Origin of the sequence: Hydrogenophaga sp. BPS33, assembly GCF_009859475.1 — a bacterium.
Classification (GTDB): domain Bacteria; phylum Pseudomonadota; class Gammaproteobacteria; order Burkholderiales; family Burkholderiaceae_C; genus Hydrogenophaga.
The window spans coordinates 2,535,964-2,549,904 of sequence record NZ_CP044549.1; the positions used below are offsets into that span (position 1 = coordinate 2,535,964).

Genomic DNA, 13,941 nt, shown 5'->3' on the forward strand with positions numbered 1-13,941 from the left:
CATGCCAGCGGCTACCGGGGCCACGCCCCCGGCGCCACCACCCGCACCCGCCGCGCCCAAGGTGTTCGAACCGCTCAAAGGCGGGCAACTCGTGTTGGGCACGATCGCGCTGTCGCTGGCCACGTTCATGAACGTGCTCGACAGCTCGATCGCCAACGTCTCGATTCCCGCCATTGCCGGCGACATGGGCGTGAGCCCGGCGCAAGGCACGTGGGTCATCACCTCGTTTGCGGTGGCCAACGCCATCTCGGTGCCACTCACCGGCTGGCTCACACAGCGTTTCGGACAGGTGCGCCTGTTCATGATGAGCGTGCTGCTCTTCGTGGTGGCCTCGTGGCTGTGCGGCCTGGCGCCCAACATCGGCATGCTGATCGCATTTCGCGTGCTGCAAGGCCTGGTGGCCGGCCCGATGATCCCGCTCTCGCAGACGCTGCTGCTGGCGAGTTACCCACGCGCGCTGGCCGGTACCGCGATGGCGATGTGGGCCATGACGGTGCTCGTCGCGCCCGTGGCCGGCCCGCTGCTCGGCGGTTGGATCACCGACAACATTTCGTGGCCCTGGATCTTCTACATCAACATCCCGGTGGGCCTGGTGGCGGCCGCCATGATCTGGTCGATCTACCGCACGCGCGACCCCGGGCCGCGCCGCGTGCCGCTGGACGTGATGGGCCTGGCGCTGCTGGTGCTGTTCGTCGGCGCGATGCAGATCATGATCGACATGGGCAAGGAACTGGACTGGTTCGAATCGAACCAGATCATCCTGCTCGCGGTGGTGGCCGTGGTGGCCTTCCTGTTCTTCCTCGCCTGGGAGCTGACCGAGAAGCACCCGATCGTGGAGATCCGCCTGTTCGCGCGGCGCAACTTCGTCGTGGGCACGGTGGCGCTGTCGGTCGCCTATGGTCTGTTCTTCGGCAACGTGGTGCTGCTGCCGCTGTGGTTGCAGCAGCACATGGGCTACACCGCCACCTGGGCCGGGCTGGCCACGGCACCCGTGGGCTTGTTGGCCATCGTGCTCTCGCCCTGGGTGGGCAAGAACGTGAGCCGCATCGACCCGCGCAAGCTCGCGACCGTCGCGTTTCTCGGCTTCGGTGCGGTGTTGTGGATGCGCTCCAACTTCAACACCCAGGCCGATTTCATGACCATCCTGATACCGACCCTGCTGCAGGGCGCGGCCATGGCCTTTTTCTTCATTCCCTTGCAGGCCATCGTGTTCTCGGGCCTGCAGCCGCACCAGACGCCTTCGGCCGCGGGCCTGTCCAACTTCGTGCGCATCACGGCCGGCGCGGTGGGCACCTCGCTCTTCACCACTTTGTGGGAGAGCCGCGCAGCGCTGCACCACGCGCAGCTGGTCGAATCGATCCACACCGGCAGTGCGACGGCCATGGCCACGATCGACCAACTGATGGGCAGTGGCATGGGGCGTGAGCAGGCCCTGGCCACGATCGATCGCCTGATCAACCAGCAGGCCTTCACGTTGGCGGTGACCGATCTGTTCTACCTCTCCGCCGCGTTATTCTTCGTGTTGGTGGGCGTGATCTGGTTCTCCAAGCCGGTGCATGGGGCTGCCGTGGATGCCGGCGGGGCGCATTAGCGCAGAGACACCCCCGCCGCGCTGCGCGCGACCCCCTCAAGGGGGCGATGTCTGGGGCCGGCGGAGCCGGACCCTCGACATCTCTGGATGAGGGCCTCGCGCTCCGGAGATGCGAGTGTCTGCGCGGGTAGGCGGTCACAATGAAGTCGCACCCACCGGGCGGTGCGTTTCTGGAGTATTTCCATGGGCTGGTTCTCGAAGAACAAGGACGGTTTCTTTCTCAGCACGACCACGCTCGAAGGCGTGGGGCGTGCGCAGATCCTGGGTGTGGTGCATGGCGAGGCCATCATCGGCGCCAACATCTTTCGCGACATGTTTTCTTCGGTGCGCGACGTGGTCGGTGGGCGTGCGGGTGGCTATGAGCGGGCACTGTCCGGTGCGCGCGACGCGGCCGTCGAAGACCTGATCGAGTCGGCGCGCGAGATGGGCGCCAATGGCGTGATCGGCGTCGACTTCGACTACGAGGTGCTCGGCGAAACCAACGGAATGATGATGGTCTGCGTGAGCGGTACGGCGGTCAAGATGGCCTGAGACCGTGGGCTGGCAGGACCCTCGCCGTCTTGGCCACGAACATCAACGCATCACAGCCATCGCCGATCAGCTCAGGCGCCGTCGGCCTGCATCGCCGGGCGCGCCTGCAACGCGCCCAGCCAGGCCGCTACATGCGCGTGCTGCTGCACCGGCGCGCCGATGTATGCGCTGTAGCCGATCACCGAGCCCACCACCAGATCCACCAACGAATACGCCTCGCCCAGCATCCAGGGCTGTTGCGCCAGGCGCGCATCGAGCAAGGCGAGCAGCTGGTCCATGGCCTTGTGGCCCGCGCTGCCATGCGCATCGTCGGGCGTGCCCATGTCGCGTGCGGCCTGCAAGCGCACCAGTTGCGCACCGTAGGTGACGTACGACCACACGCACCACGACATCGCCTGCAGCCGCTCGGGCGTGCCCTCGGCGGGCCACAGACCCTTGGCCACGCCATACGTCTCGCCCAGCCACAGGTGCATCGCCAGCGCTTCGAACATGGGCGCGCCGTCGACCGTGAGCGTGGGCACCTTGCCGTTGGGGTTGAGCGCCAGAAACTCGGGGCGGCGCTGTTCGCCGGTGCGGATGTCGACTTTGACGCGCTCGTGCGCCACGCCGAGTTCGACCAGCGCGCAGGCAATCGGGGTGGCGCTGGACATGGGATGCCAGTAGAGAACGGTCTTGGACATGGAGTGCTCCTTGTGTGAGGGTGGTGTCGCCCTGGCACCGCGCCAGGAACGTGTGGCCAATGTCGCCTCTATTAAGGACATATTCAGGCCTCAATAAGAGATAAAGTGCTCCCATGCTCTCTTCCTCCTCGCGATTGCTCCGCGTGCTGTCCTTGCTGCAGACCCGCAGCCACTGGGCCGGTGCCGAACTGGCCGAGCGGCTCGAAGTCCACCCGCGCACCTTGCGCCGCGACATCGACCGCCTGCGCCAGCTCGGTTACCCCATCCATGCGAGCAGCGGCGTGGCGGGGGGCTATGCGTTTCGTGCGGGACAGGCGCTGCCGCCGTTGCTGCTCGACGATGACGAAGCGCAGGCGGTGGCCATTGCCTTGCGCATCGCCGCCGCGGGCTCGGTCAGCGGCGTGGAGGAGAGCTCGCTGCGCGCTCTGGTGAAGCTGGAGCAGGTGATGCCCACGCGCCTGCGCCGCCGCATCGACGCGCTGCGCACGGCCATCTTGCCGATGCAGCGCGTGGGGCCGACGGTGGACGCCGGCATGCTGGCCACACTGGCTGCCGCATGCCGCGACCAGTTGCAGCTGGCCTTCGCCTACCGCGACGGCAAGGGACGCGCCACCGCGCGGACGGTGGAACCCCAGGGCCTGGTGCACACCGGCCAACGCTGGTACCTGGTGGCCTGGGACCCGGCCCGCGACGACTGGCGCACGTTTCGCATTGACCGTGTGGAGGGGCGTGCCACCACAGGCGCGCATTTCGCGCCACGCCCCGCGCCCGGCGGCGGCGACCTCAGCGCCTACGTGGCGGGCACGCTGGCGGTGGTGCTGCAGGGCGAGGAGGCGCGCGTGGTGTTGCACCAGCCCCTCGACGTGATGTCGCCACGCATCCCACCGTCGGCTGCGCTCCTCGAAGCCATCGACGGCACGCGTTGCCTCATGCGCTGCGGTGCGCACCAGCTGGATTCGCTGGTTTACTGGCTGATGGCGCTGGACGTGGACTTCGAGGTGTTGGGTCCACCGGCGCTGGTGGAGCGGCTGCGTGTGGCGGGGGAGCGCGTGGTGCGGGCCGTGTCCGCGCACACGGTGTCTTAGCGCTTTCGGAACGGCCGCGCGGCGCTCATACTGTGGCCACCGGCGTGACCGGTGATCCAGCCGCTCCCGGCAGCCGCAGGGGTGGTGCCGTTAGCAGGAAGCGGTTGCGCTGGTGTTCGCGCAGCCAACGGTTCAACGGCGAGAGCAACCACTGCTCACCCAGCGGGACACCTAGCTTGAACAGGCAGTGTTCGTGGATCGTCGTGCGAGCACCCGGCGTGGGCGGCAGGATCTCGACCGCGCGGTTGTCGGAGATCAGCGCGGCCACGCCAGAGTCGGTGATCCATTGCAGCAGGCGTGTATCCGCCCCATCCAGGCCCGCGCAGCTGTTGTGCAGGCGCTGCGCATCCGGTTCGCGGTTCATCTCCAGCAGAAGCTCGTCGAAGCCCGTGCACAGGCACAACATGTCGCCGCGCTCGACGGTCACACCGTCCGCCTCGAAGATGCGCATCAGCTCGTCGTAGCCGATGCGGTGGTGGTCTCGGCCGACATGGTGGAACAGATCGACCATCACGCCGCGGCCCTGCACACCCGTGGCCGCCATCGTGTCGATACCCAGCGGGCCGGCATTCACCCCTTCATAGCGCGCCCATGGCTCGGCGCCTTCGCGGGCGGGTGGCGTCAAGATGTGTTCTCCGCCGCGCCAACCGTTGTAGTAGACGATCTCGGCCACACCATCGCCATCGGCATCGAACTTCGCACCGACATGGGCCAGGCTGTCCCACTGTGTCGAGTATTGGGTGGATAGCAGCACCGCGTCGTCGCAAACCACCGAAGACCTGCCTGCCGCGTGGCGCGTGTGGTTGTGAAAGCAGGTGTCGCCGAGCACGGCGCCGAAAAGCCGCGGTGGATGCCGCCGTGGATTCGCAACGCTGCCACCCGGATAGTCCAGCGGCAGGCTCAGGCAGAAGACCCGGCCTTCGCGCGCCTCGGCCAAGCCCTCGCGCACCTTGGCGGACGTCAGCAGGTTCAGCCGCCCGATCTGGTCCATGTCGCCGAACTCGCCCCAGTTGGAACCCTCCGGCCGGTGGATCCATCGCTTGCCCATACCGTCTCCTCTTCGTGTTACGCCTGGTCCCAGGATTCCGGAAGAAGACCTGGGAGATGGGCGTCAGCATAGAGGTGTCGATCCTTCCTAGTCAATCTCGATTTTTACAGTCGATATATGCATTCAGGCGGGAAGAACGCCTGTGTAGTGGACCCTCCAGCGCGGCAATGGCCGATCGTTCTGCTGCTCCCAGGCATGGGCAACCCAGCCCACGATGCGCGCCAGTCGCACGAGGTTGGCCTGTGCGTCGGCGCCGATGCGCTGGTTCACATAGGCTGCCAGGAACGCGAAATCGGGAGGCTGGCCGGTCAGTTCGGCGGCCAGCGTGACGGCGCGCTCGAAGCGCTCGAAGCGGCGGTCGGCCGCGAGCACGGTGCGCAGGGACGACCACAACGCTACCGCGCGCGGATCGGCGACATCGAACGGCGAGAAGCCGAAACCGGGGATCGCCTCGCTCTCGCGCGCGCGGATGCGCACGGGCTCGGTGGGGTCGTCGGCCTTGTCGATTTCGGTGATGAAGCGCGCGAAGGCGCCTGCGCGCACCGCCGGCAGCCGCTTGCCGGTGGTTGCCGCCAGTCCGGCGACGACACAGCGGTAGGGTGTGGCGCCGGTGCTGGCGGTGGCGCGCACCGCATACGTGGCGGACTGGAAGGCCTGGTCGGCCGCGAGCACGAGCACGCGTCGCACCATGTCCTCCAGTTGAGGGCCACATTGCGTCACGCCGCCAACGTACTGGTGCAGTAGACCTTGGGCGGGCTGCATCTGACGCAGCATCAAGGCGGCGAACCAGCGCAACACCTCGACGCCCGACCGCAGAAAGCCGGGTTTGGCGAGGTCGTGGGCGCGCGGGTTCGCGGCCTCGGCGGCCGGCAGGAACATCATGGCGCGGTCGAGCGCGTTGTAGCCGGCACTGGCTTCCAGCAGTGCCTGGCCGTGGAGAGGCATGGCCGGAGGCTCCGACGCGAATGGATCGGCATCGTGCGCGTCCCATAGCAGCCGGGCGACGTCCTCCAGCGTGGCATGGTCCGCCAGATCCACGGCGCTGATGCCGCGGTAGAACGAGCCGGCTTCGGTTACCAGCGTGATGGCGGACGACGCGGCCAGGCCTGGTGCCGCGTCGCGCGAGGCATCGGTTGCAACGCCCGCCTTGAGCTGCTCTACGTCGGAGCGCAGGTAGCGGCTGGCGCGGCTGCCGCGCGTCTTGTGGGCACGGATGTTCTTGCGGCTCACGTAGGTGTAGAGCGTGGGAACGCTGACGTTGAGCGCGCGCGCCGCCTCCTCGGCGGTCATGTAGATGCTGTCACTGGAACCCAGCTTGGGGGATGGGCGGTCTGCCATGTCTGACTCCTGATGTCTATATATCGATGATTATTGTCGAGATTGACTAGATTTTGACATCGGTCGATATTCCGCGGCGGACGACGTGTTCGAAACCCTTTCAGGAGATCTTGATGCAGGAATGCAGATTTGTTGCCGCAAGCGGAATGCTTGGTGTCGGCATCCATGAAGACAGCTTGAGGCAGGCGATGGCGTCGCGGCCGCATTTCGTGGCCGCGGATGCCGGCAGTACGGACGCCGGGCCGTTTGCCCTCGGCATGGGCGTTTGTGCCTTTCCGCGCGAGGCGATCCTGCGCGATGTGGCCATCTTGCTGCGCCAGACGTGTCCCGCGAAAGTCCCGTTGCTGATCGGTTCGGTGGGTACCGGCGGGGCCGACATTCACGTGGACTGGTTCATGGAGATCGTGCGCGAGGTCGCCCGCGAAGAGGGGTTGCAGCTCAAAGTCGCCGAGATCCGTGCCGAGCAGTCCAGGGATTTCCTGGTCGATCAGCTCCGGCAGGGGCGCATCCGGGCGCTCGATCCAGCGCCGCATCTGGACGAGGCCACCTTGCAGCGCAGCGTGCGCATCGTCGGCATGATGGGCATCGAACCGCTGCAGGCCGCGTTGGACGAAGGCGTGGACCTGATCGTGGCCGGGCGCTGCAGCGACCCCGCGCTCTATGCCGCCGTGCCGATTCGGATGGGCCTGCCCGCCGGATTGGCCTGGCATGTGGGCAAGGCCGTCGAATGCGGCACCTCGGTCTGCGAGAAGCCTGGGCCCGGTGTGGTCGTCGGGGCCATCCGCCCGCACGAGGCCATCATTCGGCCGCTCGGCCCAGAACTGCGCTGCACCACGCAGTCGGTGGCGGCGCACAGTCTGTACGAAAACGGCGACCCCTTCCTGTTCCCCGAGGCCTCCGGTGTGCTGGACATCCAGGAAGCGACCTACGAACAGGTGGACGAGACCAGCGTGCGCATCCGCGGCAGCCGCTTCGTGCCCGCCGCACAGCACACGGTCAAGCTCGAAGGCGCGGAACTCGTGGGTTACCAGAGCATTCTGGTCGGTGGCGTGCGCGATCCCTTCATCCTGGCGGAGTTCGACACCTGGCTCGGCAAGGTCGCCGAGCGCGTGCACGGTTCGGTCGAACGGGTGTATGGGAAGTCGCTTCAGGCACTGGGCGCGCGTATCGACTACCACGTCTACGGCCGCAATGGCGTGATGGGCGCGCTGGAGCCACGGCGCGACAGCGTGCCGCATGAGGTTGGCATCGTCGTCGAGGCCACCGCGCCCGATCAGGTCACCGCCACCGCACTGGCTCAACTCACGCGCCAGCCGTTGCTGCACCAGCCCACGAGCAAGTGGAAGGGATCGATCACCGGCTTCGCCTGCCTGCACAACCCAGCCGTCATCGAACGTGGACCCGTCTGCGCCTTCAACCTCCACCACGTGGTGCTGCCGGCAACGCCGCTGTCCATGTTTCGCACCACGATCACCACCCTCCACGGAGTTGAACATGCGACTGTCTGACTACGCCGCGATGGTCCGCAGCAAGAACGCCGGACCTTTTGTCCTGACCTTCGACATCCTGTTCTCGGACGACGCCAGCTACGAACGCGTCAAACGCTCGGGCACGCTGAATTCCGAGATGTTCGCGCGCCTCTACCAGACCGAGCCCGCGAAAGTGCGCTTCTTCGAGTGCGACCGGGCGCGCGCATTCAAGTTCAGCATCCCGCATCCAACCACCCAGGGCGCGCTCGGGTGCACCGACCTGCATGGCGGCCAGCAATTCATCCCGCTGCTGGACGTCGAGATTCCCTGACCCGTACCCGGCCCCTCCCAACACCTATTCTTAACAATCTTCCGGAGCCAATCCATGCATTGCAAACACAAGCTCGTCGCATCCCTTTGCATCGCCGGCAGCGTGCTGGCCGCCGCAGCCCCGTCCTTTGCGCAACCACGCGCCGAAGCCCCTGCTCTGTGGCCCACGCGGCCGGTGAAGCTGGTGGTGCCGACAGCGCCTGGCCAGGCGTCGGACGCACTCGCGCGTCTCTTGGCGGACAACTTCTCCAAGGCCTTCGGCAAGTCTTTCGTCGTCGACAACCGGCCCGGTGCCGGTGGCTCGATCGGACTGGGCGGTGTCGCCACAGCGGCGCCCGATGGCTACACGCTCGTGATCGCCTCTAGCGGCCCGCTGACGATGTCGCCGGCCGTCTATGCCAAGCAGTCGTTTGATCCGATCAAGGATTTCGAACCCATCGCGAACATTGCGCTGACGCCTCAGTTGATCGCGGTTTCGAGCGCAGGCCCATACAAGACCCTGGCAGACCTCACCGCTGCCGCGAAGCAGAGGTCCCTGCCGTTCGCCATTCCCTCGCTGGGTTCGACGGCCCATTTCGCCTATGCCGCGTATGCCCGCTCCGCCAAGGTGGATTTCAATCTGATCCCCTTCAGGAGCAACGTCCAGGGCGCTTCGCAGGTCATGGCGGGTGACGTGGCGGCGATGTACGACACCGTTCCCGGTGCTCTCAGCCTGATCAAGGCCGGCAAGCTGCGCGCGGTGGCGGTTGCGGCGACCCAGCGGTCTCCTTTCTTGCCGGACACGCCGACGCTGGCAGAGCAAGGGGTTGCCGGTGCGGAAGTCGTTGGCTGGATCGGCTTGGCGGCGCCAGCGGGGACGCCTGCCGTGATCCTGGACAAGCTGAATGCGCAGGTGCGGACGTTCCTCGATTCTGTGGCCACCCAGGAGTCGCTGAAAGGCATGGCCTTCGTGGCCGTCGAGGACAGCAGCCGGTCCGCATTTGCCAAGACCATTCGATCCGAACTCACGCGCTGGGCCAAGCTCGCGAAGGAGGCGAACATCCGCGCCGAGTGATCCGGCGGGGGTCGGTCTGGTGGCAGTGGTGGCGGCCTATGCCTGCAACGGCAACGCCGTCTTGTACCGCACCTGCTTGAGCGCGAAGCTCGATCGGATCTTCTCCACCTGCGCAATCGGCGAGAGCTGCTCCAGTATGAAGCGCTCCAGCGCCGGCATGTCGGGCACGGCCACGCGCAGCAGATAGTCGGCATCGCCCGTCATGAGGTAACACTCCATCACCTCGTCGCGAATGCCGATGCGCGCCTCGAACTCTTCCAGCGCCTTGCGGTTCTGCTGCTTGAGGCTGATGGAGATGAACACGTTGAGGTGCAAGCCGAGTTGCTTCGCATCGAGCAGTGCCACGTATTGGCGGATCAGGCCGCTGGCTTCCAGCGCTCGCACCCGCGCCAGGCAAGGGGAGGGCGACAGGTGCACGCGTTTGGCCAGCTCCACGTTGGAGAGGTTGGCGTCCTTCTGGAGTTCTTCCAGAATCTTCAGATCGGTGGCATCAAGGTCGTTTGTGCTGCTGGATTTCATATCAATGGCATTTTATGCTGCGAATTGGCAATTACGGGGGTGGTATTGACACCAACTGCCTGGGCTGTGCGCCTACAGTTCCCGCATCCAGGAGAACGCCATGAACGATGTTTCGAAGCAGCTGTATTTCACCGACCCCACACAGCCGGACCAGGACCCCGAGGAGACGCTCGAGTGGCGCGATGCGCTGCTCTCGCTGGCGGCGGTCCAAGGCCCGGCGCGCGCGCGGCAGATCCTGGACGAGCTCGCACGCCTGGCGCGCCAGCAGCGCATCGGCTGGCAGCCCGAGCTCAACACGCCCTATGTGAACACCATCGCGGTGGAGGACCAGCCCGCTTTCCCGGGCGACCTCGCGATCGAAGAGCGCCTGGCCTCGTTGATGCGCTGGAACGCCCTGGCCATGGTGGTGCGCGCCAACCAGGCCTATGGCGAACTGGGTGGCCACATCGCAAGCTATGCCAGCGCAGCGGACCTGTTCGAAACCGGCTTCAACCACTTCTTTCACGCACGCAGCCCGCAGCATGGCGGCGACCTGGTGTTCTTCCAGCCGCACAGCGCACCCGGCGTCTACGCACGCGCCTTTCTCGAAGGCCGCCTGAGCGAAGCCGACCTGATGCACTACCGACAGGAGATCACCGCGCCGGCCAGCGGCGCACGCGGTCTCTCCAGCTACCCGCACCCGTGGCTGATGCCCGACTTCTGGCAGTTCCCCACCGGCTCCATGGGCATCGGTCCGATCAGCTCGATCTACCACGCACGCTTCATGCGCTACCTCACGCACCGCAACCTGCAGAACTGCGCGGGCCGAAAAGTGTGGGGCGTGTTCGGTGACGGCGAGATGGACGAACCCGAGAGCATGAGTGCGCTCACGCTGGCCGCGCGCGAAAAACTCGACAACCTGGTGTGGGTGGTCAACTGCAACCTGCAGCGCCTGGACGGCCCGGTGCGCGGCAATGGCCGCATCATCGATGAGCTCGAAAAGCTGTTTGCCGGCGCGGGCTGGAACGTGATCAAACTCGTGTGGGGCAGCGACTGGGACGGCCTGTTCGCGCGCGACACCACCGGTGCTTTGGTGCGCGCTTTCGCCCACACGGTGGATGGCCAGATGCAGACCTTCGCCGCCAAGGACGGCCGCTTCAACCGCGACAACTTCTTTGGCCAGAACGAGGCACTGGCGCGCCTGGCGCAAGGCATGACGGACGAGCAGATCGACCGCTTGAAGCGCGGCGGCCACGACCTGGTGAAGATCCACGCCGCCTACGCCGCGGCCGCGGCGCACACTGGCCAGCCCACCGTGATCCTCGCGCAGACCAAGAAGGGCTACGGCATGGGCAGCGCGGGGCAGGGCAAGATGACCACGCACAGCCAGAAGAAGTTCGAGGGCGCCGACCTGATCGAATTCCGCAACCGCTTCAACCTGCCGCTGAGCGACGAACAGGCGACGGGCCTCAGCTTCTTCAAACCCGCCGAAGACAGCCCGGAGATGCGCTACCTGCGCGAGCACCGCGAGCGCCTGGGTGGCGCGATGCCACGGCGTGAAACCGCGTGCGACATGGTGCCCGTGCCCGCGATCGATGCCTATGCCACCTTCGCGTTGAAGGCCGACGGCAAAGAGATGAGCACCACCATGGCCTTCGTGCGCATGCTCGGCACCTTGCTCAAGGACAAGGCACTCGGCCCCCGCATCGTGCCCATCGTGGCCGACGAGGCGCGCACCTTCGGCATGGCCAACCTGTTCAAGCAGGTCGGTATCTACAGCAGCGTGGGCCAGCGCTATGCGCCCGAGGACATCGGCTCGGTGCTGAGCTACCGCGAGGCACTGGATGGGCAGATCCTGGAAGAGGGCATCAGCGAAGCCGGCGCCATTGCGAGCTGGACCGCGGCGGCCACCAGCTACAGCGTGCACGGCCTGGCCATGCTGCCGTTCTACATCTACTACTCGATGTTCGGTTTCCAGCGCGTGGGCGATGCGATCTGGGCGGCGGCCGACCAGCGCGCGCGGGGCTTCCTGCTGGGTGCCACTTCCGGGCGCACCACGCTCGGCGGCGAAGGCCTGCAGCACCAGGACGGCAGCAGCCATCTCGTGGCCGCGACCATTCCCAACTGCAAGGCCTACGACCCGGCATTCGCGGGCGAACTCGCGGTGATCATCGACGCAGGCATGCGCGAGATGCTGGTGGAGCAACAGGACGTGTTCTATTACGTCACGCTGATGAACGAGAACTACGCCAACCCCGATCTGCCCGAAGGCGCTGCGGCAGGCGTGCTTCAGGGCGGTTACCGCTTCGGCCGCTTCGGCCCTGAAGATGCCGCGCAACGCGTGGGCCTGCTGGGTTCGGGTGCGATCTTCACCGAGGCTCTCAAGGCCGCCGAGCAACTGGCAGCAGTTGGCATCGGCGTGGACGTGTTCAGCATTACCAGCTGGAGCGAACTCGCGCGCGATGGCGTGGCGCATGGCGAGGCTTCGCACCTCACGCGTTTGCTGGCCGACAGCACGGGTCCGCTGATCGCCGCCACCGACTACGTGCGCACCGTGCCCGAGAGCGTGCGCGCCTTCGTGCCCGAAGGCCGGCGCTTCCACACGCTGGGCACCGACGGTTTTGGTCGCAGCGATACGCGCGCCGCGTTGCGCGCGTTCTTCCAGGTCGATGCCGAGCACATCGTTCGCAAAGCGTTGGCTGCGCTGGCCAAGCCGGCGCGCTGAGGCGCGCCTGTGATGCCACCGGTGGTGGCGCAGACTACAGGCCGCGCAGCGACTTCAACAACTTCTGTCCCGCACGTCCGCTGGCTTCCTGGCCGAGCCGTTCCTGTTCAGCGCGGATGGCGGCGCGGCTCTTGTCGCCGAGCATGCCGTCGACTTCGCCAATGTCGTGGCCGCGCGCGATCAGCAGGGTCTGCACCTCGCGGCGTTCGGCGCGCGAGAGGCCTGGGTCGTCGGTGGGCCATGGCGTGGCGAAGGCGCCGCCGCCGCGCAAGCGGTCCGACAGGTGCGCGATCGCCAGGCCATAACTCTCGGACGCGTTGTAGCCATAGATCGCATCGAAATTGCGCAGCACGAGGAAGGCCGGCCCTTGCGGACCCGCTGGCGTGAGCAGACCTGCGACGCCCATGCCGGAGGGCAGGGGCGAGCCATCGGTGTGGGTGACACCGCGCTCGGCCCACTCGCTCATGGGCCGTTTGGTGCGCCGGCCTTCGCCGCTGCTGTTGAAACCCCGCGGCAGCCGCACCTCGAAACCCCAGGGCTGGTTCGACTGCCAACCGGCCTTGTGCAGGAAATTCGCGGTGGAAGCGAGCGCATCGGCCGCGCTGTCCATCAGGTCGGCCTTGCCATCGCCATCGAAGTCGACCGCGAGCCTTTCGAACGTGCTGGGCATGAACTGGGTGTGGCCGAACGCGCCAGCCCACGAACCCACCAGCCGTTCCCGCGCGATATGGCCTTCTTGCAGGATGCGCAGCGCCGCGAACAGTTCGGTGCGGAAGTAACCCTGGCGGCGGCCGAAACACGAGAGCGTGCCCAGCGATTGCACCAGCGGTGATTTGCCGAAAGTCTGGCCGAAGTTGCTTTCCACCCCCCACACCGCCACCACCGTGGCCGGGTCCACGCCGTAGCGTTCCTGCACGCGCTTGAGTGTTTCGGCGTGCAGCGCCAGCATGCCCTGGCCTTCGGCGACACGCTGGTCGTCCACCAGACCGGCGAGGTAGTCCCAGACGGCGGTGCGGAATTCGGGTTGGTAGTTCAGCTTGTCGATCACGCTCATGTCGGGCTGCAGGCCTTGGGTGAAGCGCGTGAAGCTCGCGTCGTTCACGCCCACGGCGCGTGCTGGTGCGCGCAGCTTGGCCAGGCAGCTGTCGAACTCGCCGGGCGGGGGGGCTGGGGTGGGCGGTGGTGGGTTCTGTGCCCACACCGAAACGGCGAGCAGGGTAGCGAGCAGGGCGGTGAGCGGTGGCAGGGCGCGAAGTCGAGCGGTCATCATGCTTCCGATCTTAGTCACCCCGCGTGGCAGGGGGTTCGGGTTTGTGTCGCATGGCGTAACAGCATGAACATCAGGTCCTGAGGCTCAATGCTCTTCGTGTGTTGGGCGCGTTGAAAAGCTCGCCGTGTTGATCGACGCGGAGAATGTCTCTCACACGCTCATCCGCCCCGTTCTGCGGCGCGCGGGTGTGCGGGTGTATGGTTTCGGTGGGCAACAGATGCCCAGGGCCTTTGTGGCGGCGTGCAGCAGCTTCATCTACACGGAATCGATCCAGGGCAGCGCAGTGAGGTCGTTTGAGCTCTGTGCAGTGCCGCACTGAGGC

12 protein-coding genes are annotated in these 13,941 nt (G+C 66.4%); 7 read left to right on the forward strand and 5 right to left on the reverse strand.

The genetic code is table 11. The features are described 5' to 3' along the window. The first annotated feature begins 1 nt into the window (after nt 1). Nucleotides 2-1,591, forward strand: a complete 1,590-nt coding sequence (locus F9K07_RS11805) for a DHA2 family efflux MFS transporter permease subunit (RefSeq protein ID WP_159593244.1) — start codon at nt 2-4, stop codon at nt 1,589-1,591. 183 nt (nt 1,592-1,774) lie between these two features. Further along, nucleotides 1,775-2,122 (forward strand): heavy metal-binding domain-containing protein, encoded by a 348-nt coding sequence (locus F9K07_RS11810; protein ID WP_159593247.1) that lies wholly within the window; start codon nt 1,775-1,777, stop codon nt 2,120-2,122. 71 nt (nt 2,123-2,193) lie between these two features. Here F9K07_RS11810 and F9K07_RS11815 read toward each other — a convergent pair whose 3' ends face one another. Then, nucleotides 2,194-2,802 carry a glutathione S-transferase family protein gene (locus tag F9K07_RS11815; protein ID WP_159593250.1) on the reverse strand — a complete coding sequence of 203 codons (609 nt, stop codon included), beginning with the start codon at nt 2,800-2,802 and terminating at the stop codon, nt 2,194-2,196. A 113-nt stretch (nt 2,803-2,915) separates the two neighbouring features. On the opposite strand from F9K07_RS11815, the gene F9K07_RS11820 reads away from it, so the two are divergent. Beyond that, on the forward strand, nt 2,916-3,887 hold the full coding sequence (locus F9K07_RS11820) for a helix-turn-helix transcriptional regulator (protein ID WP_159593253.1): 972 nt from the start codon (nt 2,916-2,918) through the stop codon (nt 3,885-3,887). A 25-nt stretch (nt 3,888-3,912) separates the two neighbouring features. Here the strand turns inward: F9K07_RS11820 and F9K07_RS11825 are convergent, their stop codons facing one another. Beyond that, nucleotides 3,913-4,935, reverse strand: coding sequence for a cyclase family protein (locus tag F9K07_RS11825; RefSeq protein ID WP_159593256.1), 1,023 nt, complete (start codon nt 4,933-4,935; stop codon nt 3,913-3,915). A 123-nt stretch (nt 4,936-5,058) separates the two neighbouring features. After that, nucleotides 5,059-6,273, reverse strand: a complete 1,215-nt coding sequence (locus tag F9K07_RS11830; protein WP_159593259.1) for a citrate synthase family protein — start codon at nt 6,271-6,273, stop codon at nt 5,059-5,061. A 188-nt stretch (nt 6,274-6,461) separates the two neighbouring features. Between F9K07_RS11830 and F9K07_RS11835 the strand changes: the two genes are divergently transcribed. The 3 genes from F9K07_RS11835 to F9K07_RS11845 all read left to right on the forward strand — a co-directional run bounded on the left by F9K07_RS11835 (nt 6,462) and on the right by F9K07_RS11845 (nt 9,126). Next, complete coding sequence (locus tag F9K07_RS11835) at nt 6,462-7,781, forward strand: acyclic terpene utilization AtuA family protein (RefSeq protein WP_236581925.1); 1,320 nt, start codon at nt 6,462-6,464, stop codon at nt 7,779-7,781. Further along, nucleotides 7,768-8,073 carry a DUF4387 domain-containing protein gene (locus F9K07_RS11840; RefSeq protein WP_159593265.1) on the forward strand — a complete coding sequence of 102 codons (306 nt, stop codon included), beginning with the start codon at nt 7,768-7,770 and terminating at the stop codon, nt 8,071-8,073. Before F9K07_RS11835 ends, F9K07_RS11840 begins: the two co-directional genes overlap by 14 nt. 102 nt (nt 8,074-8,175) lie before the next feature. After that, nucleotides 8,176-9,126, forward strand: coding sequence for a Bug family tripartite tricarboxylate transporter substrate binding protein (locus F9K07_RS11845; RefSeq protein WP_236581927.1), 951 nt, complete (start codon nt 8,176-8,178; stop codon nt 9,124-9,126). A gap of 36 nt (nt 9,127-9,162) precedes the next feature. On the opposite strand, the gene F9K07_RS11850 is transcribed toward F9K07_RS11845, so the two are convergent. After that, nucleotides 9,163-9,645: an Lrp/AsnC family transcriptional regulator gene (locus F9K07_RS11850; RefSeq protein ID WP_159593271.1), complete on the reverse strand. Its 483-nt coding sequence runs from the start codon at nt 9,643-9,645 to the stop codon at nt 9,163-9,165. 100 nt (nt 9,646-9,745) lie between these two features. Here F9K07_RS11850 and mdeB point away from each other — a divergent pair, with 100 nt between their 5' ends. Further along, nucleotides 9,746-12,349 carry an alpha-ketoglutarate dehydrogenase gene (gene mdeB, locus F9K07_RS11855; protein ID WP_159593274.1) on the forward strand — a complete coding sequence of 868 codons (2,604 nt, stop codon included), beginning with the start codon at nt 9,746-9,748 and terminating at the stop codon, nt 12,347-12,349. Nucleotides 12,350-12,383: 34 nt separating this feature from the next. Here mdeB and F9K07_RS11860 read toward each other — a convergent pair whose 3' ends face one another. Further along, nucleotides 12,384-13,616: a lytic murein transglycosylase gene (locus tag F9K07_RS11860; RefSeq protein WP_159596909.1), complete on the reverse strand. Its 1,233-nt coding sequence runs from the start codon at nt 13,614-13,616 to the stop codon at nt 12,384-12,386. Nucleotides 13,617-13,941: the final 325 nt, after the last annotated feature.

Coding starts and splice junctions, on each gene's coding strand:
- F9K07_RS11805 (WP_159593244.1), top strand. CDS start 2: ATGCCAGCGGCTACCGGGGCCACGCCCCCGGCGCCACCACCCGCACCC.
- F9K07_RS11810 (WP_159593247.1), top strand. CDS start 1,775: ATGGGCTGGTTCTCGAAGAACAAGGACGGTTTCTTTCTCAGCACGACC.
- F9K07_RS11815 (WP_159593250.1), bottom strand. CDS start 2,802: ATGTCCAAGACCGTTCTCTACTGGCATCCCATGTCCAGCGCCACCCCG.
- F9K07_RS11820 (WP_159593253.1), top strand. CDS start 2,916: ATGCTCTCTTCCTCCTCGCGATTGCTCCGCGTGCTGTCCTTGCTGCAG.
- F9K07_RS11825 (WP_159593256.1), bottom strand. CDS start 4,935: ATGGGCAAGCGATGGATCCACCGGCCGGAGGGTTCCAACTGGGGCGAG.
- F9K07_RS11830 (WP_159593259.1), bottom strand. CDS start 6,273: ATGGCAGACCGCCCATCCCCCAAGCTGGGTTCCAGTGACAGCATCTAC.
- F9K07_RS11835 (WP_236581925.1), top strand. CDS start 6,462: ATGGCGTCGCGGCCGCATTTCGTGGCCGCGGATGCCGGCAGTACGGAC.
- F9K07_RS11840 (WP_159593265.1), top strand. CDS start 7,768: ATGCGACTGTCTGACTACGCCGCGATGGTCCGCAGCAAGAACGCCGGA.
- F9K07_RS11850 (WP_159593271.1), bottom strand. CDS start 9,645: ATGAAATCCAGCAGCACAAACGACCTTGATGCCACCGATCTGAAGATT.
- mdeB (WP_159593274.1), top strand. CDS start 9,746: ATGAACGATGTTTCGAAGCAGCTGTATTTCACCGACCCCACACAGCCG.
- F9K07_RS11860 (WP_159596909.1), bottom strand. CDS start 13,616: ATGACCGCTCGACTTCGCGCCCTGCCACCGCTCACCGCCCTGCTCGCT.